The sequence below is a fragment of the Mucilaginibacter flavidus genome (assembly GCF_024055575.1).
GTDB classification, from domain to species: domain Bacteria; phylum Bacteroidota; class Bacteroidia; order Sphingobacteriales; family Sphingobacteriaceae; genus Mucilaginibacter; species Mucilaginibacter flavidus.
On the sequence record NZ_JAMXOE010000006.1, the window covers coordinates 203,604 to 224,449 of the forward strand.

At 41.4% G+C, this 20,846-nt stretch carries 22 protein-coding genes; all 22 read left to right on the forward strand.

All coding sequences use genetic code 11. From position 1 onward, the window contains the following. Positions 1 to 14: 14 nt before the first annotated feature. The 22 genes from NAF19_RS12320 to NAF19_RS30755 all read left to right on the forward strand — a co-directional run bounded on the left by NAF19_RS12320 (position 15) and on the right by NAF19_RS30755 (position 20,820). Positions 15 to 1,130: a glycosyltransferase family 4 protein gene (locus NAF19_RS12320; RefSeq protein WP_252790355.1), complete on the forward strand. Its 1,116-nt coding sequence runs from the start codon at positions 15 to 17 to the stop codon at positions 1,128 to 1,130. Next, positions 1,130 to 2,173, forward strand: coding sequence for a glycosyltransferase (locus NAF19_RS12325; RefSeq protein ID WP_252790356.1), 1,044 nt, complete (start codon positions 1,130 to 1,132; stop codon positions 2,171 to 2,173). Before NAF19_RS12320 ends, NAF19_RS12325 begins: the two co-directional genes overlap by 1 nt. Next, positions 2,170 to 3,090, forward strand: a complete 921-nt coding sequence (locus tag NAF19_RS12330; RefSeq protein ID WP_252790357.1) for a sugar transferase — start codon at positions 2,170 to 2,172, stop codon at positions 3,088 to 3,090. The genes NAF19_RS12325 and NAF19_RS12330 overlap by 4 nt, the downstream gene beginning before the upstream one ends. Positions 3,091 to 3,125: 35 nt before the next feature. Then, a complete protein-coding gene (locus NAF19_RS12335; protein WP_252790358.1) occupies positions 3,126 to 4,055 on the forward strand; it encodes a hypothetical protein in 930 nt (309 codons plus the stop codon). A gap of 33 nt (positions 4,056 to 4,088) precedes the next feature. Then, positions 4,089 to 5,222 (forward strand): glycosyltransferase family 9 protein, encoded by a 1,134-nt coding sequence (locus NAF19_RS12340; protein ID WP_252790359.1) that lies wholly within the window; start codon positions 4,089 to 4,091, stop codon positions 5,220 to 5,222. Between the two features lie 2 nt (positions 5,223 to 5,224). Continuing rightward, positions 5,225 to 6,154: a glycosyltransferase family 2 protein gene (locus NAF19_RS12345; protein WP_252790360.1), complete on the forward strand. Its 930-nt coding sequence runs from the start codon at positions 5,225 to 5,227 to the stop codon at positions 6,152 to 6,154. A gap of 203 nt (positions 6,155 to 6,357) precedes the next feature. Then, positions 6,358 to 7,560, forward strand: a complete 1,203-nt coding sequence (locus tag NAF19_RS12350; protein ID WP_252790361.1) for an MBOAT family O-acyltransferase — start codon at positions 6,358 to 6,360, stop codon at positions 7,558 to 7,560. Beyond that, positions 7,560 to 8,669 (forward strand): hypothetical protein, encoded by a 1,110-nt coding sequence (locus tag NAF19_RS12355; RefSeq protein WP_252790362.1) that lies wholly within the window; start codon positions 7,560 to 7,562, stop codon positions 8,667 to 8,669. Before NAF19_RS12350 ends, NAF19_RS12355 begins: the two co-directional genes overlap by 1 nt. Before the next feature lie 30 nt (positions 8,670 to 8,699). Continuing rightward, on the forward strand, positions 8,700 to 9,476 hold the full coding sequence (locus tag NAF19_RS12360) for an FkbM family methyltransferase (RefSeq protein WP_252790363.1): 777 nt from the start codon (positions 8,700 to 8,702) through the stop codon (positions 9,474 to 9,476). 9 nt (positions 9,477 to 9,485) lie between these two features. Then, positions 9,486 to 10,352 (forward strand): glycosyltransferase family 2 protein, encoded by an 867-nt coding sequence (locus NAF19_RS12365; RefSeq protein ID WP_252790364.1) that lies wholly within the window; start codon positions 9,486 to 9,488, stop codon positions 10,350 to 10,352. Positions 10,353 to 10,363: 11 nt separating this feature from the next. Further along, a complete protein-coding gene (locus NAF19_RS12370) occupies positions 10,364 to 11,302 on the forward strand; it encodes a glycosyltransferase family 9 protein (RefSeq protein WP_252790365.1) in 939 nt (312 codons plus the stop codon). Positions 11,303 to 11,305: 3 nt separating this feature from the next. Next, positions 11,306 to 12,217 carry a glycosyltransferase gene (locus NAF19_RS12375; RefSeq protein WP_252790366.1) on the forward strand — a complete coding sequence of 304 codons (912 nt, stop codon included), beginning with the start codon at positions 11,306 to 11,308 and terminating at the stop codon, positions 12,215 to 12,217. Next, positions 12,218 to 13,264 (forward strand): acyltransferase family protein, encoded by a 1,047-nt coding sequence (locus NAF19_RS12380; protein ID WP_252790367.1) that lies wholly within the window; start codon positions 12,218 to 12,220, stop codon positions 13,262 to 13,264. It begins immediately after the preceding gene. 33 nt (positions 13,265 to 13,297) lie between these two features. Then, on the forward strand, positions 13,298 to 14,128 hold the full coding sequence (locus tag NAF19_RS12385) for an O-fucosyltransferase family protein (protein ID WP_252790368.1): 831 nt from the start codon (positions 13,298 to 13,300) through the stop codon (positions 14,126 to 14,128). A 39-nt stretch (positions 14,129 to 14,167) separates the two neighbouring features. Then, on the forward strand, positions 14,168 to 15,133 hold the full coding sequence (locus tag NAF19_RS12390; RefSeq protein WP_252790369.1) for a hypothetical protein: 966 nt from the start codon (positions 14,168 to 14,170) through the stop codon (positions 15,131 to 15,133). Positions 15,134 to 15,174: 41 nt separating this feature from the next. Next, on the forward strand, positions 15,175 to 16,146 hold the full coding sequence (locus tag NAF19_RS12395) for a glycosyltransferase family 2 protein (protein WP_252790370.1): 972 nt from the start codon (positions 15,175 to 15,177) through the stop codon (positions 16,144 to 16,146). After that, a complete protein-coding gene (locus NAF19_RS12400) occupies positions 16,139 to 16,930 on the forward strand; it encodes a CmcI family methyltransferase (protein ID WP_252790371.1) in 792 nt (263 codons plus the stop codon). The genes NAF19_RS12395 and NAF19_RS12400 overlap by 8 nt, the downstream gene beginning before the upstream one ends. Further along, on the forward strand, positions 16,930 to 17,931 hold the full coding sequence (locus NAF19_RS12405) for a glycosyltransferase family 2 protein (RefSeq protein WP_252790372.1): 1,002 nt from the start codon (positions 16,930 to 16,932) through the stop codon (positions 17,929 to 17,931). Before NAF19_RS12400 ends, NAF19_RS12405 begins: the two co-directional genes overlap by 1 nt. Continuing rightward, positions 17,928 to 19,154, forward strand: coding sequence for a glycosyltransferase family protein (locus NAF19_RS12410; RefSeq protein ID WP_252790373.1), 1,227 nt, complete (start codon positions 17,928 to 17,930; stop codon positions 19,152 to 19,154). Before NAF19_RS12405 ends, NAF19_RS12410 begins: the two co-directional genes overlap by 4 nt. Before the next feature lie 70 nt (positions 19,155 to 19,224). Next, entirely contained in the window at positions 19,225 to 20,073 is an 849-nt protein-coding gene (locus NAF19_RS12415) for a hypothetical protein (protein WP_252790374.1), read from the forward strand. 6 nt (positions 20,074 to 20,079) lie between these two features. Beyond that, positions 20,080 to 20,448: a hypothetical protein gene (locus tag NAF19_RS12420; protein WP_252790375.1), complete on the forward strand. Its 369-nt coding sequence runs from the start codon at positions 20,080 to 20,082 to the stop codon at positions 20,446 to 20,448. 33 nt (positions 20,449 to 20,481) lie between these two features. Beyond that, a complete protein-coding gene (locus NAF19_RS30755) occupies positions 20,482 to 20,820 on the forward strand; it encodes an FkbM family methyltransferase (protein WP_370362876.1) in 339 nt (112 codons plus the stop codon). Positions 20,821 to 20,846 lie beyond the last annotated feature (26 nt).

The following is a 20,846-nucleotide window of genomic DNA, read 5'->3' on the forward strand; positions in this document are numbered from 1 at the left end:
TATCCGGATTTATTATGAGACAGCACATTGTTATGACGCGGCTTTTCGAATTTGGCGGAAGCAATACCTATTTAAAGACGCTGTTAAAGTATTTTGGTGGTGAAAAAACCATTCTTATATTACAAAACAACGCAGATATGGCGTACCTGGGAAACATCGAGATGCCAGAGACGTTTTGTGTAAGCGCGCAAACCGGTCTGCATGGTTATGCCCACCTTTCCTATCCATCGCTTTTATCAAACCTCAAAGAGCTCTTTTTTATTTTTATATCGGTGGCGCGGATTTTTTTTATGAGTCTGAAACATGGCTTTGCTGATTTGACAATCAGTGTTGTCGAGCCGGAAAAATATTTATACCTGCTTTGTGTGCCGTTTATAAAGGTCAACTATGTCCTTCACTCCACCCCTTCCCTAAGACATTCGATTTTTACAACCTATATCTGCAAATTTGCACTGAATAAGCGAAAGTGCATCACTACAGTATCAAACGCAAACAAGGAATTGCTTCTGCAACGTTGGAAGATTCCTCAAAAAAAAGAGGCTTTTGTACATGTGGTTTACAATTGCGTCGTTGAGCCCAGTGCTATCCAAACAGTAAAAACAAATGGCAAAAAATATATATTGACACTCGGCCATGTGGTAGCTTACAAAAACCCGGCAATTTGGCTGGAGGTCGCCCAATCGATTGTCAGTAAGTACCATGATGTCGATTTCATTTGGGTGGGCAGCGGCCCGTTGCTGGAGGAGTTTAGAACCGCAGCAGCGGCAGTTAGCGGACGAATCAAATTTCACGGGGCCGATTCGCACCCCGAATCCTATTTGGCATCGGCCATGATTTATTACCAGCCCAGCATTCACGAAACCCATGGTATTGCAGTTGTTGAAGCAATGTATCATCATCTTCCTTGCGTGGTTTCTGCTACAGGCGGGTTGACTGAGAGCATCACCGATCAGTACAATGGACTTTTAGTCGACCCATTTAATGCAAAAGAACACGTGAAAGCGTTGATCAGTATAATTGATCAACCAGGAGTGTGCAAAAAATTTGGTGAAAATGGTTATAAGCGCTACAAAAATCTTTTTAGCTTCAAAATCTTTAAAGCTAATATGGATGCTATCTACCTAAACTGATGGCCAATCTTATGGATACCGGCATTTCCGTTATTATTTGTTGTTATAACAGCAGCTCGCGGCTGGCAGAAACCCTAAAAAATCTTGCGTTGCAGAAAGTTCCTGATGATCTTTTGTGGGAAATCATTCTCGTCGACAACGCATCGACCGATGGTACCGCCCTTATAGCCAGGCAGGAATGGGACAAATTTAGTAAGGTACCGCTACGTTTGACAATCCTGGAAGAACGTAAGCCTGGCAAAAACTATGCATTCAGAACAGGGATCACCGCATCGAAATATTCCTATATACTAACTTGTGATGATGATAACTGGTTATCACCCGGGTATGTCGCCCGGGCATACCAAATTATGGGGTCAGATAATTGCATTGGAGCACTTGGAGGGTATGGGACTTTTGAACCCGAGCAGCCCGTTTCTACGGAAATTATGAGTTACGCAACTTATTATGTCAATGGTTCCCAATCAAACGCAGAATCCCGTCATTGGGTATATGGTGCAGGGTCGGTTTACCGAAAAAGTGTACTGACCGGCCTTTTCGAAAAAGGGTGGCAGCAAATAACTGTCGGAAGGAAAGGCAACAGTCTGATTTGCGGGGAAGATGTTGAACTATGTTTTGCGATCTACTTGAGTGGTTATAAAATCGTGGCAGATGACCGTTTATTATTTAAGCATTTCGTGCCCAAGCAACGGCAAAAAATGTTTTATATCAATAAACTTTCATACGGGCATGGTTATACGAACGTATTACTAAACGGATATTATTCGATTATAAACAATGATTTGCGGCCATTTAATAAAGTACTGGATGCATGGTTATTATCTTCGGCAAAGACGTTATTAAAATCCACGCTTATCATGCTTTACCAATCGGTACTGAACCGGGAGAAAGCAGTCATGGAACAACGGGCATTGCTGTTTAACGCGCATCTTGGTTGCTGGCAGGCACTTATCAGTAACCGAAAAAAAATCATAAAGCATCACCGGCAAATCAGCGCCCTGCTTTTACCGGCGGACACCAAAACAGAAAATAAAAGACAATGATCAAACAGGGTGACAGCGCAGAGGTTGATTTTGCGCCGGTTATTATGTTCATCTATAATCGGCCGGAGCACACCAGGAGAAGCCTGGAGGCTTTAAGCAGAAATTTAGGTGCAGACAGTTCGGTATTATATGTTTTCGCGGATGGTCCCAAAGAAAACGCAGCCTCGGCTGATTTGGATTTGATAGAACAGGCGCGGGCTGTAGCTCTTGAAAAGTCCTGGTGTCGCGAGGTGTGCCTTGTTGCCAGGGAAAATAACATGGACCTGGAGGATAACGTTATAGACGGTGTCACTCAGGTCATCAGCAAACATGGTAAAGCCATCATACTGGAAGATGATATCGTAACATCCCCGTATTTTCTAAAGTACTGCAACGATGGGCTAAAACTATATCAGTATGCGAAACAGGTATTTTCGATAAATGGGTTTATGTTCCCCATCGATTTCCAAACAGATATTGATACCTTCCTTTGTCCGGTGGCGACCAGTTCCTGGGGATGGGCAACATGGGCTGACAGGTGGGATCTGTTCGCGACGAATCCTGCTTATATCGATGAAATAAATAGTGAAAAGCTCTTGAAAGACCGGTTCAATGTGGGCGGCATGAACCAGGTATTCATGTTATGTCATATGAATACCTGGGATATCCGTTGGTATTACACCGCTTTCGTCAGAAATGGACTCGGCCTTTTTCCAACGGCATCACTTACAATGAATATTGGTTTTGATGGCAGTGGCACACATAAAGGTAACGAAGGGCTCGTACAGGAAATGGTGCAAGCGCCGATTACTCTTACCTACACTGATTCGATAAATTTGGCACACTACGTCAAATTGCTGAACTATGTAAAAATTGAGCCACTTCCATTAAAACAGCGGATAAAAAATAAAATTAAAAACTTCCTGCATTTAAAATAAGGCAGTTACGGACCGTCACCTTATTGTTATAAACTATGCCATATTCCCTGTTAAACAAAATTAAAGCAGCCGGCAAAAACCTGCTGATGTTGCCGAATTTTGTAGTAAAACTTGAAAACAATCTCGCTGTTCAGAAAATACTGGCAGCAAAGTCACTCATTAACTCATTTGATTATTCGGGTGACCTGCCGTTGTCCAATTACGAATTTTCTGTATTTTCCCAGTGGGGAGATGATGGCATTATACAATACCTGATTAACACGATAGATATACAGGAAAAATATTTTATAGAATTCGGTGTTGAAAATTACACCGAAGCCAACACCCGCTTCCTCTTAATAAACAACAACTGGGGTGGTCTGGTTATGGATGGGTCAAAGCCGAACATGGATGAACTCAGAAATTCCGAATTATATTGGAAATTCGATCTGAAAGTAAAGGATGTGTTCATCACCCGCGAGAACATTAACGGCTTGATCCAGGAACAGGGGCTGGCAAGGGACATCGGTATTTTAAGTATAGACATCGACGGCAACGATTACTGGGTGTGGGAGGCGATCACAGCCATAGAACCGGTTATTGTTATCGTTGAATACAATAGTGTTTTGGGGATCGAACATCCATGGACCGTTCCCTACCAGCCTGATTTTTACAGGACTGCCGCGCATTTCTCGAACCTGTATTACGGGGCCTCGCTGTTATCGTTATGTGATTTGGCGGAAAAAAAAGGGTATTATTTCACTGGCTGCAACAGCGCCGGGAACAATGCCTATTTCGTAAGGAAAGACAAAATAGGCCCGATTAAACCGCTAAGCCCCCTGGAAGGCTACGTTTGTTCCGTATTCAAAGAGTCGCGTAACGAACAAGGGTATTTAAGCTATTTAGCGGGGGCCGAAAGATTACAGCTGCTAAAGGGCATGTCAATTTATAACACCCGGACTACACAGACCGAAACTATCCGTTGAAGCTCGGCAGTTTTCGGCATTTAAAATTCAGGTATGATTGGGATCATATTTAATAAGTTAAAATTTATTTTAATCAGAAAACTGATTCCTGCAGTCCTCAACGGTCTGTTTTTCCTCCCCGCACGCAGGAAGGACACGCTCCTGTTGGTGAAATGTGATGGTATCGGTGACTACTTACTGTTCAGGGACTACCTCTATTTTTTAAGGGCATCTGAAAAGTACAAGGACCATCAAATATATTTACTGGCCAATACGGGAAGCAAAGAAATCGCCACTTACCTGGATTCAAAAATTATTGATGGCTTTTACTGGTATTCCGACAGCTTCTTTTTAAAATGGGACCTTGTTAAATTAATGTTCAGGCTTCAGCTGTTGAGGCCGGAGACGCTGGTATATACAAATTATTCACGTAGATATATCGTTGATGAACTAATAAGGAATATCAACGCGAAACATAAAATAGCAGTCGATGGCGACCTGATTAACGAAAACGCGGTACAGAAACAAAAGGCTGACAAATATTACTCTGTGCTGATATCCGTTAACCCCGCCCCTGCCCATGAGTTTGACCGAAATAGACAAATAATGGAAGCGCTTACGGGTGAAACAAGTATGGCAGCTTCAGCGATAATGAACAAAAGCGACTTACAGATAGTTCAAAATGACAGTGTCATTATTTTTACAGGCGCAGGAAGCATCGAGAAAAAATGGCCAGCGTCAAATTTCAACAAGCTTTGCGCGCAACTCATTTCAGATTTAACCATAAAGATCGTCGTAACCGGGGGAATTGATGAGGCGGCGGAAGCGGCCGTTATTGGTGAAGGTATACCTGCTGAAAGGCTGTCCTTCAGAACCGGGCTAAGTATTATACAACTTTGTGAATTTATCGGCGGAGCAAAAATGTTGATTTCCGGAGATACCGCAGCGGTGCACATAGCTGCAGCCCTGTCAGTGCCTGTCATATGCATTGCCAAAGGCGATCTTTACGGACGATTCATCCCATACCCGCAGCACGCTCCCGGCGTAATTCATCCCGTATTTCCGGAAGGCTACAAAGAAGACATTCGAAATTATACACAATTTTCAAATTATACTATGGCTGATGTCAGTGTTAACGATGTATATAAAGCAGCACGGGAAATTTTAACACGTTCAGGTAATAACTAAATATGACACTCCCTGACTTGAAAAGATACCGGGTTGCTTTTGAAGCGAATGGCACTAACCTGCCTTTGCAGTCCATTGAAGTTCCAAAGACCGGGCTCCTGAAAATCCTGCCTTCGGCGCCTGAGGGAAAAAGCGGCTGGCCATGGACGGAAGAAACCGCCCCCTCGCTTTACAATACTGAAATTTGCTGGCCCAGGATCACCATCGTAACGCCTACCTACCAGCAAGGTAATTTTTTAGAAGAGACTATCAGATCAGTACTTTTACAAAACTATCCCAACCTTGAGTACATTATTATAGACGGCGGAAGCAACGACCAAACCAGGAATATAATTGAGCGATATGCGCCCTGGATCAGCTTCTGGCAAAGCAAAAAGGACAATGGGCAGGGACAGGCAATAAATATGGGGTTTAGTCTTGGCTCCGGTCAATACTATGCCTGGATCAATAGTGATGATCATTATTTAAACAATGTGTTTCATCTGGTGGTTACTGTGTTTCTGAAGACGCATACTAAATTTGTGTATGGCTTTGGTCTTAATTACCAGGTGGATAACGGGTTATTAGAAATGGTTAAAATTTTACCGTTTTGGGATTATTTTATCAAGATACCGACGCTTATTCAACCCTCGACATTTTGGGATGCCGGAATTCATCAACCCATCTGGGAGGAACTGCATTGTTCATTGGATTTTGAATTATGGCTGCGGCTTGTAAAAGGGAATAAAAGACGGCTTATCAGGCAGCCCTTGTCCGTAGCAAAAGTCCATAGTGAGGCAAAAACGGTCAATCCTAAAATGCAGGCAAAATGGCAGGAAGATCACGAAAAAATCTGGTCTGCCGAAGCACATGGCGAAGTATATGAATGGAAAAGGATTAATTTCCTGAACAGGATAAGATTTAAAGTGTTCAAATTCTTCAAATTAGTATAACCGAAACTGCCGAGCCGATGCTTTTTAATTCACTGCTGTTCTTCCTTTTCTTTTCAATAGTTACTTCCTGCTATTATTTGTTGCCTTATAAAATAAGATGGATATGGCTGCTTGCAGCAAGCTGTTATTTTTATATGTATTTCAGGCCGCAGTATATCCTGATTATATTCTTTACGATTATAGTAGATTATATCGCAGGACTATTGATCGAACCTGCTACCGGAAAGAAAAGAAAATTATTTCTGCTAATCAGTATTGTCGTTAACGTTGGCGTCCTTGGTTTCTACAAATATTTCAATTTTATTTCAGAAAATTTCAACCTGCTCCTTGTTAGCTCCCGAACAGGTCCTATTCCGATGCTGGATTTTATTTTGCCAATTGGCCTCTCCTTCCATACGTTCCAGGCCATGAGTTATACGATTGAAGTCTATCGCGGACATCAAAAAGCCGAACGTCATTTTGGTATCTATGCCCTATATGTGATGTTTTATCCGCAAATGGTAGCCGGCCCAATTGAAAGGCCTCAACATATTTTACCGCAACTACATCGCTTAAACAAAGTGAACGATAGCAAATTTATTTCGGGCATTCTATTAATGGCTACCGGGCTATTCAAAAAAATGGTAATTGCTGACCGGCTTGGATTGTATGTGGACCCAGTCTTTTCCCACCCCCACAGCCACTCAGCCCTGGAACTATTGCTTGCAACCTATTTCTTTGCTTTTCAGATCTATTGCGATTTTAGCGGATATACAGACATCGCGATCGGTGCTGCACTTGTGCTGGGTGTCGAACTGATGAAAAATTTTAACATGCCTTATCTTGCGACCAATCTTGCCGAATTCTGGAAGCGCTGGCACATTTCCCTTTCCACTTGGTTCAGGGATTACCTTTATATCCCCCTGGGAGGTAACAGGGGACCCTTCTATTACACTTGTTTTAACCTTTTGGTTGTATTCCTTATCAGCGGCTTATGGCATGGGGCGAATTGGAAATACCTGGTCTGGGGTTTGCTTCACGGATTTCTCCTAATCGGGTACCAGGTGTTAAAAAAATTGCGCATAGAGGTGAAAGGCTACCGTTTCCTGAAATGGTTGCTGACCTTCAACCTGGTTTGCCTGGCCTGGATATTTTTCCGGGCAGATTCAGTCGGTGACGCTTGGTTTATTTTGAAAAAAATTAGTTCAGCGGGGGGGCTGACGTATACAGCAGGCCATATAATGGACTTGAGGGAAATAGGGTTTTGTATTATTTTGATGCTGGGTTTGGTTGCCGGAGAATGGTGCTTGCGTAAAAGCGGGGGGTATCCAAACTCTAAAAAGATAATCATTACGTTGTTATTACTTATCACTTGCTATTTCTTAGGCATATTTAACGAGACGCAATTTATATACTTTCAGTTCTGATGCGTAAATTAATCTGTTTGATGGTACTGGCCGGAAGCCTGTTGTTGTTCGTTATGGCGATGAACCAAACTTTTATTAACAAAGTCAAATACGACCGCTATTTTGACCATCTACCCCCCCCGACTGCAAAGCGCCGATCGTTATATGAACGGTTGTTTGTGCGATCTGACCGCTGGCGATACGGGGATTTATATGGCATGTCGTTTTTGCCGGGCTACAAATTCAAGCTGGAGCCGTACCGCCCCTATACCAGGGACACAGGAACGTCCCCGACCGGAAAAATACTTTATATTATTGGAGACAGCTTTCTGGCCGACAAGAAACTTGATCGTGCGTTTGATAATTTCGATGCTGTTGTGTTTTCCGACAGACGTTTTCCCTTCGGGCCTGTTATACTCGACAGCACAAAACAAAATTACCTGGTCATGGAATTTGCTGAGCGTAACCTGGTTGACTATGACATAAAAAAATCACTGGAAAGGAGATGGTCAACCGGGCAAATCTTGTCTAAGTCTTTTTTTAATACCATTACACCAAAAGAAACTGGTGGATCCGGCGTCCCGTCTGGTGTTATTGCCAGGATCAATAAGGCTATGTTCAACAAGGACCTTAGTCGGAACATCGAACTCCTGCTTTTTGATGATAAACTATTTACACCCGTGAAAGAGTTAAAAGCGGGCATCAACTATGATCTGTTTGGCAGGACAGTAAGAGAAACTGCCGTCAGCACAGATAAAAAGAGACTGCTGCTGAACATAACCGTGGACACTTCGTTCCGCGAGTCGGCCTTCCGGAATATAACTGATAGTGAAATAAATAAGATAAGCGAAAATCTAAATTATGCAGAAAAGTACTACTTGTCGGTAGGTTTTAAATCGGTTTTCTTATCCGTAGTTCCCAATGCAGTTTCCGTTTACGATGATAAGCGAATGCATTATAACCATTTGCTTGAACGAGTTGAGAAAAAGAACAGTTTTCCTGTGATTAGTATTTGGGACTTTTTCCGGGCGTCAACTCGTAATTTATACTATCGCAGCGATGCGCATTGGAACCCTGAGGGTCTTGATTTATGGGTCGACCAGACGCGCAAAGCCATCAATAAGTATTAAGTAAATGCCGACAAGTTTATAAATAACCGCATGAGAGCACTCTTTAAAAAAATCCTGGGACCAAAACTTGTTGCCAAGTTAAGAAAACAGTTCCCCTCGGAAATTCAACAAAAGGCAAATATGATGGAAATACAGCGGAAAGCTGCGTTTTACTCGTTGTTCGTTAAACCGGGTGACATTTGTTTTGATGTGGGAGCCAACATGGGTAACCGGATTGCACCCATGTTATATTTAGGTGCAAAAGTAATAGCTGTTGAACCACAGGAGAAATGTTATAATTACTTAAAACGAGAATTCGGTGACAAGATAGCACTTGTTCGAAAAGGTCTTGGAGAAGCAGAGGGTGTAAAACTATTCCACTTATCTGATGACACTACTTTATCTTCTTTTTCCAACGAGTGGATAACTTCGGTAAAAACTACAGGAAGGTTTAAGGAAAAAACGTGGAAAAAGGCTTTACAGACTGAGATGACCACCGTAGACTTGCTTATTGAAAAATACGGAATACCTTCTTTTATAAAGATTGATGTGGAAGGTTATGAATTAGAGGTACTTAAAGGACTTACTACGGCAGTTCAAATGATAAGTTTTGAATATACCGTTCCCGAGCAGCCCGATCGAGCTATAATGTGTCTGGACCGCATTGAAAAATACAATCCGAAAATCGAGTGCAATTATAGTATTGGGGAGGACCTTGTATGGGCGCTAAATGCGTGGGTCTCACCTGGCCAAATGAGAACTCATATTTTAACTACGGAATTTAACGACACCTGCTTCGGAGACATTTATGTACGTTCCCGGAAGTAAATAAAATCATTGAGACCATTTTTTTCAATCGTAATTCCTTTATTTAACTGTGCAGCATCACTTCAGCATACGCTGGACAGTATTTTATTACAATCCTTCCGGGACTACGAAATTGTTTTCATCGATGGCGCCTCTGCCGATGACACTTTACAAATTATCGACGCCTTCAGGATGCTCAATAGCACTGCAGGAGTAAAACTTGTTTCTGAAAAGGATAATGGTATTTATGATGCGATGAATAAAGGTGTAAAAATAGCTACAGGCGAATGGCTCTACTTTATGGGGAGTGATGATACATTCTGTTCAGCAAAAGTCCTCCTGGAAGTTTATGAAGAGATACAAAAAAAAGATGCAGACCTTATCTACGGAAATGTTTACGGAGCAATAACTAATATAGGATACATCTACGACACCAGGGCAAAAGTTTTGTCGACAGGGATACACCACCAAAGCGTATTTTACAAAAGCAATCTTTTTGAGGTTTTGGGTGAGTATAACCGGGAGTTTAAAATAGCCGCGGACTATGATTTTACCCTTAAAGTTTTCCTTAATGAGCGGTATAGCACAAGGTATATCAACAAAACCATAGCATATTATGGGGAAAACGGGTATAGCTCTCAAAATTTCGACTACAAATTTTTCAGTGGGCATTATAGGATTCTGGCGCGCAACGGTGCAACGGAAAAAATAGATTCACCTCAAAATTGCCTCGACAGTTCTATTTACTGCTGTTTGTACCTTGCCAAAGCGAAAAAAAATATGGGTGTTGCTTGGGGAAACTTACTATATTATATAACAGCGGCAAAGGGCCTGACACTGTATTTCAGGGTCAAAACATTATTACGTATGCTCATGTGGAGCATAAGGTCCAATTGAAAAACACCCCAATGAGAACACGAGCTGAAACCTTATTAATCACCCTAAAGTTAATTTTCTATTATGGAATTCCTTCTCATATCCTCTATTTTGGAGAATCGCTCGGGGACAATCTCCTGCTGACGACATTATCATCAGCGTTGGTTGAACGTGGGTATAAAAACATCTGGATAAAATGTAATCAGGAAGACATTTTTAAGTATAACCCATCAATCAGTAAAGTGTTACCCTTCGATTTTCTACTTTCAATACGTTTATTAAGGTTGTTTGGGACAAAACTTGTTTCCCCGGTTTACACTTATTACATCCATGAAAAAGACCAGGACGCAATCCCTCCGAAGCACATAGTTTTAGAGATGGCAGATTGTTTAGGATTGACCGGGCCGATAATCAACAAACCGATTTTTAATCTCGATCCGGCAGAAGAGAAAAAGGGCCGCATATTCCCCCGGCAAATAGCGATCGTAACTTCAACTTCCGGGGCCAAAATACCGATGCTAAACAAAGAATGGTCCATTGACAATTATCAGCAAGTGGTCGACAGCCTTTGCGAAAGCTATAACTTTATACAGTTAGGGGATCCCGCCGGCGCCCCGCTCAAAAATGTCCTTGACATGAGGGGGGCAACAACTATTAGAGAAAGTGCAGCCATCCTGAAAAATTCGATGCTTCTGGTAACTCATGTAGGGTTTATGATGCATTTAGCACGAGCGGTCGATTGCAGGGCGGTTATTATTTATGGGGGGCGAGAAAAACCCTGGCAATCCGGATACGAGTGTTTTGAAAATATTTCCAGCGCCCCCCCCTGCTCACCTTGCTGGTTGCACAATAAATGCGATTTTGAAAGGAAGTGCATGACGGTAATCTCTGCGGACTTAGCTGTAAAATCAATTAACATTCAATTAAGGCTCTATGGCACCTCTTTAGCAGCGGAAATATTGAATAATTAAAGCATGTTATCTGTAATCATTCCAACCTACAACCCCGATCAGAGCAGACTTGACCTTACACTTGACAGTCTGAAAAAACAAACCTTGCCATTTGACCGTTGGGAGCTAATTATTATTGATAACAATTCGTCTTTGCCTGTTAGCAAAATGGTCGACTTGAGCTGGCATCCGAACTGGCGCATAATATTTGAACGACGGCAGGGATTAACCTACGCGCGGACAAAAGGTTTTTTAGAAGCTTCGGGAGATATTCTCATAATGGTAGATGACGATAATATGTTGCATACCGACTACCTCAGTCATACATTGCAAATCTTTAGTGAATATCCGTTTATGGGGGCTGCCGGGGGGAAATCAATCCCACAGTTTGAACTTGAGCCACAGGTCTGGCTGAAAGAATTTTATGGAAATTTAGCGCTTAGAGATTTGGGCGAGGAAATTCTTGTTGATACCTGGAATAATACCTACCCGCGCGCTGCCCCTATTGGAGCAGGCATGGCCATCAGGAAACATGCATTGGACGGGTATATCAGTAAAATCACCTCAAATAAGAATGTCATTGCAGACCGGCAGGGCTCATCTTTAAGTTCAGGCGGGGATAACGATATCGTCCTGGAAATCCTTAAAGGCGGCTACCAGTCTGGTTATTTCCCATCTCTGACACTTACCCACATCATTTCCCGGGAAAGAACGAATTTCACCTACCTGGTCAGGCTGCTGAATAATATGAATAAGTCATGGGTAATGCTGCTCGCTTCCCATGGTATTTGCCCGTGGAAGAAAATCCCGGCTTGGTCTGTACCGTTAAGAAAAGCAAAGGCATGGTTTACTTATAAAGCCTGGTCGAACAAAGTAAACTATATCCGCTGGAGCGGCGCATGCGGGACGTTTGATGGCTTATCCGAAATTGATTAGATGACTGACAAAAGAAATGCATTTGATTTGCTAAGGTTGTTACTGGCCGCATGTGTACTTATTGGCCATGCAATTTTAATAGGAGGCTATGAGTTACAGGATCCCCTGGCGTTGTTTTCAAAAGGGCAGACAAATTTACCGGAATTCGGCGTAATGGGTTTTTTTGCCCTTAGCGGTTATTTAATTACCGCCAGCTTCGAGCGCTGCAAAAGTCTGGTAACTTTTGCCAGCCACCGCCTGTTAAGAATCTTACCCGCCTTTTGGGTTTGCCTGCTCGTGACCGGTTTTATTTTGGCTCCTTTAATCTACGTCCTGGAAGGGAACCCGGTCTCAAATTTTCAATTTACAGGCCCCGGAAGTGCAACAGGCTACGTAGTTAAAAATTCCCTCCTTAAAATCAGACAATGGGGGATTAAAGACGTTCTTGACCATGCACGCTACCAGGCCTCATTGGATGGTAGCTTGTGGAGCCTGTACCCCGAGATGCAGTGCTACTGCTTAACATTGGTTGCAGGTATTTCCGGGCTCTTTAATAAAAATAAAGTCCTATACATGTTATTTGCAGCTACAATCTTTGTTTTCTTTGCCATTAATTTCAATTTTTCGAAGAACTTCGGGCCGACGTTCCTGATCCTTTCCCCGGCCTTTAAATTATATGTTTCTTATTTGGCAGGGACACTCATTTATATGTTCCCTAAGTGGTTGATCTTCGACCGGAAAGGTACAGTTTTCCTTGTTGTTTTCACTTTAATGCTCGTCAGGTTTGGCGGATATAACATGATATCACCAGTGCTGGTCGCCATGACGCTTGTCAATGTTTTCGGCCTGTTTAAGTTCACCCTCAGATACGATGTTTCGTACGGGGTTTATATTTATAGTTTTCCTGTGCAGCAACTACTTTTTCAGCTTTTCGGTAACCATCTGAGTGTTTTGTTTTTTATCCTTTTTTCCTTTTCCGTAGCTATACCGATGGGTTTTTTGAGCTATATTTTCGTGGAAAGGCCGTTTATCAATTTTAAAAATAAAGCTAATCTTAAGTTACAGTGACGAATTCTTTTTCATACAGCATCAATCTAAGGTATGATTATCGCTGAACCATTGGGCGGGCTCGCCAACCGAATGAGGGTGATAGCTTCGGCGATCTTGCTGCAGCAAAAATTAAATACCAAGCTGATCGTTATCTGGAACGAGAATTATGAATTAAATTGTCCCTTTAATTTGTTATTTGAAGATTGCCCGGCGTTTACGATCCAGTCAAAAGAACGAAAATACAATTATATTAAAAGCTCTAACCAGACCACGCCTGGAAAAAAAATCCAGGCCGCATTTGTTAATAAATTAATCGGGATAGATTATTGTATACTTGATAATGATTTTTATAACCTGGTTTTCAAAGGGAAACTGGATGTTTACTTTGCCGCAAAAAATCACGGAATTACATACATCCAGACCTGTCAGGCATTCGGGGAAACCTTAAATGCACTTTCCTATTTCAAACCCGTTTTATCTGTCCGTGAAAAAATTCGTGATGTAGCCCGTCAGATTACCGCCTGTACAATCGGCGTTCATATCAGGAGGACTGACCACGACAATTCAATAAAATACAGTCCAATCGATTTGTTTGTACAAAAAATGCAGGCAGCAATGGCTGCTTGCAAAAAGACAACATTCTTCCTTTGTACAGATGACCCGGAAGTGGAAAAAATTGTCACCTCTTTTTTTTGCGAAAAAGTTATTGTTCATAAAAAAGAGCGTAGCAGGCAAACTGTCCGGGGAATGCAGGACGCCGTAGTTGATTTGTATTGCCTGTCAGCAACCAGTAAAATATTAGGATCTTATTGGAGTTCATTTGCCGAAATTGCCGCCGCACTTAATAATATTGAGCTCGAAATTGTGAGGATACCAGAATAAATTAATGCTTTCCATTCATCCTAAATATATACGATAACAATGTCCGTAATCGGAAAATTAATATACAGGCTTTATTTCCAACGCAAAAACGCGCGGGCAACTTTAAAAAAATTTGGTGGGGAAAAAAATTACCTGGGTATGCTGGCTGCGGAACAGGAAATGAAGTCCTATGCTTTAAACGATTTAGAAATAAACAGCGGTTTTAGTTTTAACGGGAAGTTCAAAATAAATTTTTTAACCGGCGACAGGTTTATTCATCAGACATTATTTTGTACCTATAGTTATTTTAAATTTTTAACACCGGCGGAATCGGGTAACTTTTCTGTTAATTATTACAGTGACGGGACCTTAAGCGGCGCCACACTGGCGATTCTAAAAAAAAGGTTCCCAAATATCCGGGTGATCGATGTTGATCAAACCAAGTTGGCCATTCAAAGTCGTTTGCCTGAATCCGAATTCCCATACCTGAATAAAAAGATAAACGCCCTTCCCTTATTTAAAAAACTGATCTACCCGCATCTCGAAAACGACGGATTATCCGCTTTTTTCGATTCCGATATGCTTTTTATAAAAAAGCCCATAGAATTTTTAAATTGGCTTCATGAAAAGTATGATCAAAGCAACAGAGCCTTCGGCATTCACGATGTAAGCCGAAGTTATGGTTACAGTGAATCGGAGATTTTAAAAATTTGGCCCATCCCCGTAAGAAACAATATTAATTCAGGAATGTACGCCCTGTATAGCGAACGTATGGATTTCTCGTTTATTGAAAGTATGGTAAAAGCGTTTGAGGATAACTTCGGGTCACAATACTATTTAGAACAGCTGATTACGGCAATCATTCTGGAAAAATCAACTGACCTTTATCTTGCCCCGAAATCCAGCTATATTGTTTTACCCACGGAGGACCAGGTAGAAAATCAAATCGGCACCCTACATCATTATGTTGACGAGTCCAAAGAATTCTATTTCAAAAAAAGCTGGAAAAAACAGGTATTAACATAAAACGCATTCCGGAAACCATATCATCCGCCGCCTACTTATAGTTGAAAACAACAATAACAGAACACAACGTTACCCCCCTGGTCTCCATCTGCATGCCGGCATATAATTGTGAAAAATATATCGGGGAAACGCTAAGGTGTCTATGTGCTCAAACATATCCTTCCATTGAAATCATTGTCGTCGATGATGGTTCAACTGATGCGACAATCCTAAAAATAAAAAACGTTGAGGATACCAGGATTACATGCATAAGTGTTGCCAACACCGGGGCATCAGGCGCAAGGAATATAGCTTACGGGCATTCAAAAGGGCAGTACATCATCTTTTTTGATGCCGATGATTTTGTCAAACCGGACTTTGTCACACTGCAATTAAAAAAAATTAACAATAGATGCGACGTGATCGTTTTATCGGCATGGGGACGTTTTTATAATGATAATATCGGCAGTTTCAATGAGGTGCCGATACCGTATGAAGAGATGGTTCTCGAAGAATGGATCAGTTATTACTGGTATAACAGCAGCCCAATGACAACACCGGGCAGAGCCCTGGTTCCAAAAAAACTTATTGAAAAAGCGGGGCTTTGGAATGAAACCCTGAGTCTGAATGATGATCTTGAATTTTATACGAGGCTTTTTATACAGGCTGAAAAGATAATGTTTAACCATGATGCATTTTTCTATTACCGATCAGGAATTGATGGTTTATCCAGTAAAAAAGGATTAAGTGCCTACCAGTCTTTATTTGATTCGGTACGATTATCTACCGAACTCGTATTAAAGGAAATGCCGTACACCCAGTCTGTAAGACAGGGGTGTGCGAATCTTTGGCAAAGCTTTGTTTACGAAGTTTACCCCAGAGAGCAGCAAATGGTCAAAATTGCCGAGCATAAAATCAGGGAGTTGGGTGGCGCAAAAATCCCTTACCCATCAGGGGGATATACTAAATTCGCCGCCTTATTGATTGGATGGAAACTAACAAAAATGCTAAAACAAATATTTAACGATGCCTGACGAATTAATCAACTATATCGGATCATATACCAACAGCGAAGCACATAACGACTATTTGTTTGAGCATTTTAAACATAAAACTGACACTATTAAATTTCTTAAGGATCACCGGGATTATATCGAAGCCGAAAATTTAGGCTTCGGAGAAAGGGCATTTACCTACATGTGGTATTTAATGATAAAGCACATTGAGATAAGCGGGATGAATCCTGTTTTTTTAGAAATAGGCGTCTTTAAAGGGCAAATAGTTTCGCTGTGGAGTTTGATTGCTAAACAGTTAAATATTACCGCTAAAGTTTATGGCATAACCCCATTGACAGGCAACCCTGTTCAAAAATATCCGTTAATCAGAAGAATATTAGCCAGGGTTTCAAAAAGATACAGGGACAACATGGTTAGTGGAAATCATTATGAGGATTCAGATTATTTTAATATCATTAGAAACTTGTTCAGCCATTTTGACCTGGACTTTAACCTTGTTAAATTGATAAAGGGGTATTCCACTGATGCCACCATTATCGAGCGTGTTTCGACGCAAAGGTTCGCTATAATTTATGTCGACGGTGACCATACCTTTGAAGGCGTGCTACATGATATAAAACAGTATGCTTGCCTGGTCGAAAAAGGCGGATTCCTGGTTATGGATGACGCCTCCTGTAATATACCCGGGACTAAATTCTGGAAGGGCCATAAATCGGTATCAGATGCCTGCAAAATAATTGATAAAATGCAATTTAAAAATATATTAAATATCGGTCATAACCGGGTTTACCAAAAACTATAATGGCAAGGTGTAAAATATATATTTTCACTTATAAAAGAAACCATCTACTACCCCGCGCGGTGCAAAGCCTGATTGGCCAACACTTTAAAGACTGGATCTGCGAGGTACATAATGATTGCCCGGAGGATATGTTTCCATCCCAATACGTGGAATCATTGAACGATCCCCGTTTTTTTGTAAAAAACCATTCGCGCAACCTTGGCGCTACTGCAAGTTTTAACCTGGCCTTCAAAGACTGCGAAGAAGATTATGTCAGCATCCTCGAAGACGATAACTGGTGGGAGCCGGATTTTTTAACGGAAATGATTTTTGTAATGGATAAAAATCCGACCATAAAGATTGCCTGGAGCAACATGCGTATATGGAAAGAAGAAGCAAATGATCAATGGGTAAATACCTGTGCGACCACATGGCCGGTTAACCGCGAGGATTCTTTTTTCGACTGGCCGGATTTCCGGCAGGCAATGGGTGCGTTACACTCCAACGGTGCCATGTTGTACAGGGGTAAATTCGCAAAAAAATATACCGTTCCTGATACTTGCGATTTTAGCATGATGGAAAGCGCGAGAGAAAGAACCTTCGAGTTTCCTATTTATCTTAAAAATAAGCCATTGGCCAATTTTTCACAGACTCTACAAACGAATCGCTCCGAAGACCCGCTGGTTTGGACAAACTGTCAGCTCATGCTACTGGGTAGTTTTATTCAGGCATCCGGCAATCAAAAAAAAACATTTTGTGAAACGTTGTTGTTTTACCGCAGAAAAAAGCCCTCTCCCGTTGCCAATTTCTTTTTGGTAACCATTTTTATTTTAAAAGACGCATCCTTTATGAAGTGTTTCAGCTTCGGTGATTGGCTTATTTTTATCCGGTGGCTTTTAAAAAATGGCCTTAAATTATCCCGGTTAAAAAGAAAACTAAGGTCGGGCCAAGATGTCTATGACCGGCTCCTCTCACATACCATTCATCTCAATCAATCTGTTCCGCATCAATCAACCAGATGAAATATAAAATTGGGATATTGTCACAATCGCATCTCTGCCGCAATCCACGTGTTTTAAAAGAAGCAATTACACTAAGTAAAAATGGCTATGAGGTCTGCATTTTGAACGTCGTATTTTCAAAACAGTTGCAACAACAGGATTTCGACCTTGTAGTGGACTATCCATCAATCAGTATCCAAAATGTCTCCGATCTTTCACTGAACAACTTTTATACCTTTTGCGATAAAGTAATTTTCAGACTCGGCGGTTTCTTTGTTAAATATCTGAAAATCGATAATCCAATGGCTTTAGGCTATGGAACGCATAAACATTTAAAAAAAAGCAAGGGCCTCAACGCTGATTTGTATATCTGTCATCAGGAATTGGCTGCGTATACAGGTACCAGGCTTATAAAAGCAGGTCGAAACGTAGCGTTTGACCTGGAAGACTGGTATTCAGCTGACCTTTTGCCAGCGGCCAGGGAAAAAAGGCCGGTCCGGTTGTTAAAAAAAATAGAATATATTGCCCTGACCCAGGGTTTGTTTTGCACCACTACCTCTCATGCTTTGGCAGATGAACTGGCGCGCGTTTACAAAAGCAAGAGACCGGAGGTGATCTATAACGTTTTTCCTTTTCAGGGCGATCTTCATAAAAGGCGAAAGAATTTTGCAAAATCCTTAAATCTGTTTTGGTTCTCACAGACTATCGGCCCGGGACGGGGTATCGAGGAGTTTATTGCATTGCTGAAATATCTGAACACCAAAATATCCCTGAATTTACTTGGTACTGCTGACCCCGTCTATAAGAAAAAGCTGCTTTCTTTAATTCCCAAACGGCATGAACTATATTTCCACGACCTGGTGGGGGAAAACGAACTTGCTCAAAAAATCTCAGATTTTGATATCGGGCTCGCTTTAGAGCTTGATCACCCTCCAAGCAGAAACTTTACAGTAACGAACAAATTTTTTCAATACCTGCAGGCAGGCTTGCCCGTTATCGCCACGGAAACCGCAGGTCAAAAAGAGATTTTTACCAAATTTAAGCCCGGCTTTATGTTACCCCAACACCCTGCAAAGGCTGATATTGACAGATTAATAGCCTGGCTCAATAACCCCAATGCTATACAAGCGGCGCGAACAGCGGCAGGAGCTGCGGCCCTGTATTTTTCATGGGATGCGGAATCCTCCAAAATATTACGTTTAACATCAAATGCACTTGAGCTCAAAAATCAGTTTACAGATTAGCCTTTCCCCGGGGGATTATTTACATAGTAAATATTTACTAAAACATCAGCTTGATATTTTATCAGGCCAGGTGGACGAAATATTATTAACAGTAGATACCAGACCCAGTAAGGGACGGTTTAGCAAGGATTGGGACCTTTATAAAGAGCGGCTTAACCATTTTCTAAAAGAGGAAATAGAAACGGCGTACAAAGTCCGGATTGTATTTGTCGACTATAGTACAGCTGTAAAATCAGCGATTGCGAGATATTTTTTTGGAAAGAACTATATCCCCGATAAGGACTTCAGAGGCGGACCATTTTATGCTTACTTTTTTGGGTTATTCGCGGCAGCCAATGATTTGGTTTTTCATTTAGATTCAGATATGTTTTTGGGCGGTGGTAGTCAGGTTTGGGTAAAAGAAGCTGCCGCCTATTTTGAAAATGACAATTCCTGTTTCATTGTCTCCCCTCTCCCGGGTCCGCCGCATCCGAAGGATATATTAATTAACCAGGTCATAAAGCATAAAATAGCCCCTTACACCTATGCGTTTGACGGAATGAGCACAAGAATATTCATGATTGATAAAGCCCGATTTAAAACACAAAAATTATTACCAAAAAAACCAAAAATCCGCGGTCAAATAAAAGCGATTGTTCAGGGGAACTCCAACGCCGACCTGCCGGAACATATCATTTCGATTTATTTAAAAAATAACGGGCTTGAACGAATCGATTTTTTAGGACAGGGGAAGGGGCTGTGGTCATTGCACCCTCCCTTCCGTACGAAGACTTTTTACGAAAACCTGGAAACGATAATAACTAATATTGAATCCGGTAACTTACCTGAAAAACAAAAGGGTTTTTATGATATCATTGACGAGATTTGTGATTGGACAGAGGCGCGCGAAACGCTTAAAAACAAACGGTGGTTTAATTGAAAAATTATGAAAACGCTGCTAAACAAGGTCCTGAGGCTTTTTTTATCGGAACAAAAAATCTGGGAGCTTAAAAACAGGTACCATATAACATCAATGGAATGGACTTTACTGAACGTAAAAAAACTTGGTTATTTTCCTCTATTCGCGGTTGATGCAGGTGCTTTTGATGGCGGGTGGACCATGATGTTTAAGAAAATTTTTCCCTCGGCCAATGTTTTAATGATTGAAGTCCAGCAGGATAAAGCCGATGCCTTGGAGGTTGTCTCAGGCACCCTGCCGGGGACGCGCTATCACATTGGCCTTTTAGGTTCAGCAAGCGGTAAGGAAGCCGTTTTTCACATAAATGAGACAGTAAGCAGCGTTCTCGAAGAATAGAAGCCAAACACCTTTAAAAAAGAATCCCGGCGGCTGGAAGCATTAGACAATATCATCCCAAATAGCAGCAACAATTTCAAACTCCCAGATTTTATTAAACTTGATGTTCAGGGTTACGAATTGGAGGTTTTGAAAGGCGCCTCAAATATTTTGGAAAGTATACAGTTTATCCTCTGCGAAGTATCGTTAATAGAAGTTAACAAAAACAGCCCCTTAATTGCTGAGGTAATTAGATTTTGGGACGAAAGGGACTTTATAACTTATGATATTTGCTCGTTTATCAGAAGGCCTTTGGATAAAGCTCTATGGCAAACAGATATCCTTTTTATCAGAAAAACACACTCTTTAATTCAAAATAAATATTGGGACTAAAAAGGGTTTTGATTATCTCCCCCTAC

What these genes read in the sequence shown, in the direction of transcription:
- NAF19_RS12325 (WP_252790356.1), top strand. Translation starts at nt 1,130, where the DNA reads ATGGCCAATCTTATGGATACCGGCATTTCCGTTATTATTTGTTGTTAT.
- NAF19_RS12355 (WP_252790362.1), top strand. Translation starts at nt 7,560, where the DNA reads ATGCGTAAATTAATCTGTTTGATGGTACTGGCCGGAAGCCTGTTGTTG.
- NAF19_RS12405 (WP_252790372.1), top strand. Translation starts at nt 16,930, where the DNA reads ATGGCAAGGTGTAAAATATATATTTTCACTTATAAAAGAAACCATCTA.
- NAF19_RS12420 (WP_252790375.1), top strand. Translation starts at nt 20,080, where the DNA reads ATGAAAACGCTGCTAAACAAGGTCCTGAGGCTTTTTTTATCGGAACAA.
- NAF19_RS12400 (WP_252790371.1), top strand. Translation starts at nt 16,139, where the DNA reads ATGCCTGACGAATTAATCAACTATATCGGATCATATACCAACAGCGAA.
- NAF19_RS12330 (WP_252790357.1), top strand. Translation starts at nt 2,170, where the DNA reads ATGATCAAACAGGGTGACAGCGCAGAGGTTGATTTTGCGCCGGTTATT.
- NAF19_RS12340 (WP_252790359.1), top strand. Translation starts at nt 4,089, where the DNA reads ATGATTGGGATCATATTTAATAAGTTAAAATTTATTTTAATCAGAAAA.
- NAF19_RS12345 (WP_252790360.1), top strand. Translation starts at nt 5,225, where the DNA reads ATGACACTCCCTGACTTGAAAAGATACCGGGTTGCTTTTGAAGCGAAT.
- NAF19_RS12390 (WP_252790369.1), top strand. Translation starts at nt 14,168, where the DNA reads ATGTCCGTAATCGGAAAATTAATATACAGGCTTTATTTCCAACGCAAA.
- NAF19_RS12380 (WP_252790367.1), top strand. Translation starts at nt 12,218, where the DNA reads ATGACTGACAAAAGAAATGCATTTGATTTGCTAAGGTTGTTACTGGCC.
- NAF19_RS12410 (WP_252790373.1), top strand. Translation starts at nt 17,928, where the DNA reads ATGAAATATAAAATTGGGATATTGTCACAATCGCATCTCTGCCGCAAT.
- NAF19_RS12375 (WP_252790366.1), top strand. Translation starts at nt 11,306, where the DNA reads ATGTTATCTGTAATCATTCCAACCTACAACCCCGATCAGAGCAGACTT.
- NAF19_RS12385 (WP_252790368.1), top strand. Translation starts at nt 13,298, where the DNA reads ATGATTATCGCTGAACCATTGGGCGGGCTCGCCAACCGAATGAGGGTG.
- NAF19_RS12335 (WP_252790358.1), top strand. Translation starts at nt 3,126, where the DNA reads ATGCCATATTCCCTGTTAAACAAAATTAAAGCAGCCGGCAAAAACCTG.
- NAF19_RS12370 (WP_252790365.1), top strand. Translation starts at nt 10,364, where the DNA reads ATGAGAACACGAGCTGAAACCTTATTAATCACCCTAAAGTTAATTTTC.
- NAF19_RS12320 (WP_252790355.1), top strand. Translation starts at nt 15, where the DNA reads ATGAGACAGCACATTGTTATGACGCGGCTTTTCGAATTTGGCGGAAGC.
- NAF19_RS12360 (WP_252790363.1), top strand. Translation starts at nt 8,700, where the DNA reads ATGAGAGCACTCTTTAAAAAAATCCTGGGACCAAAACTTGTTGCCAAG.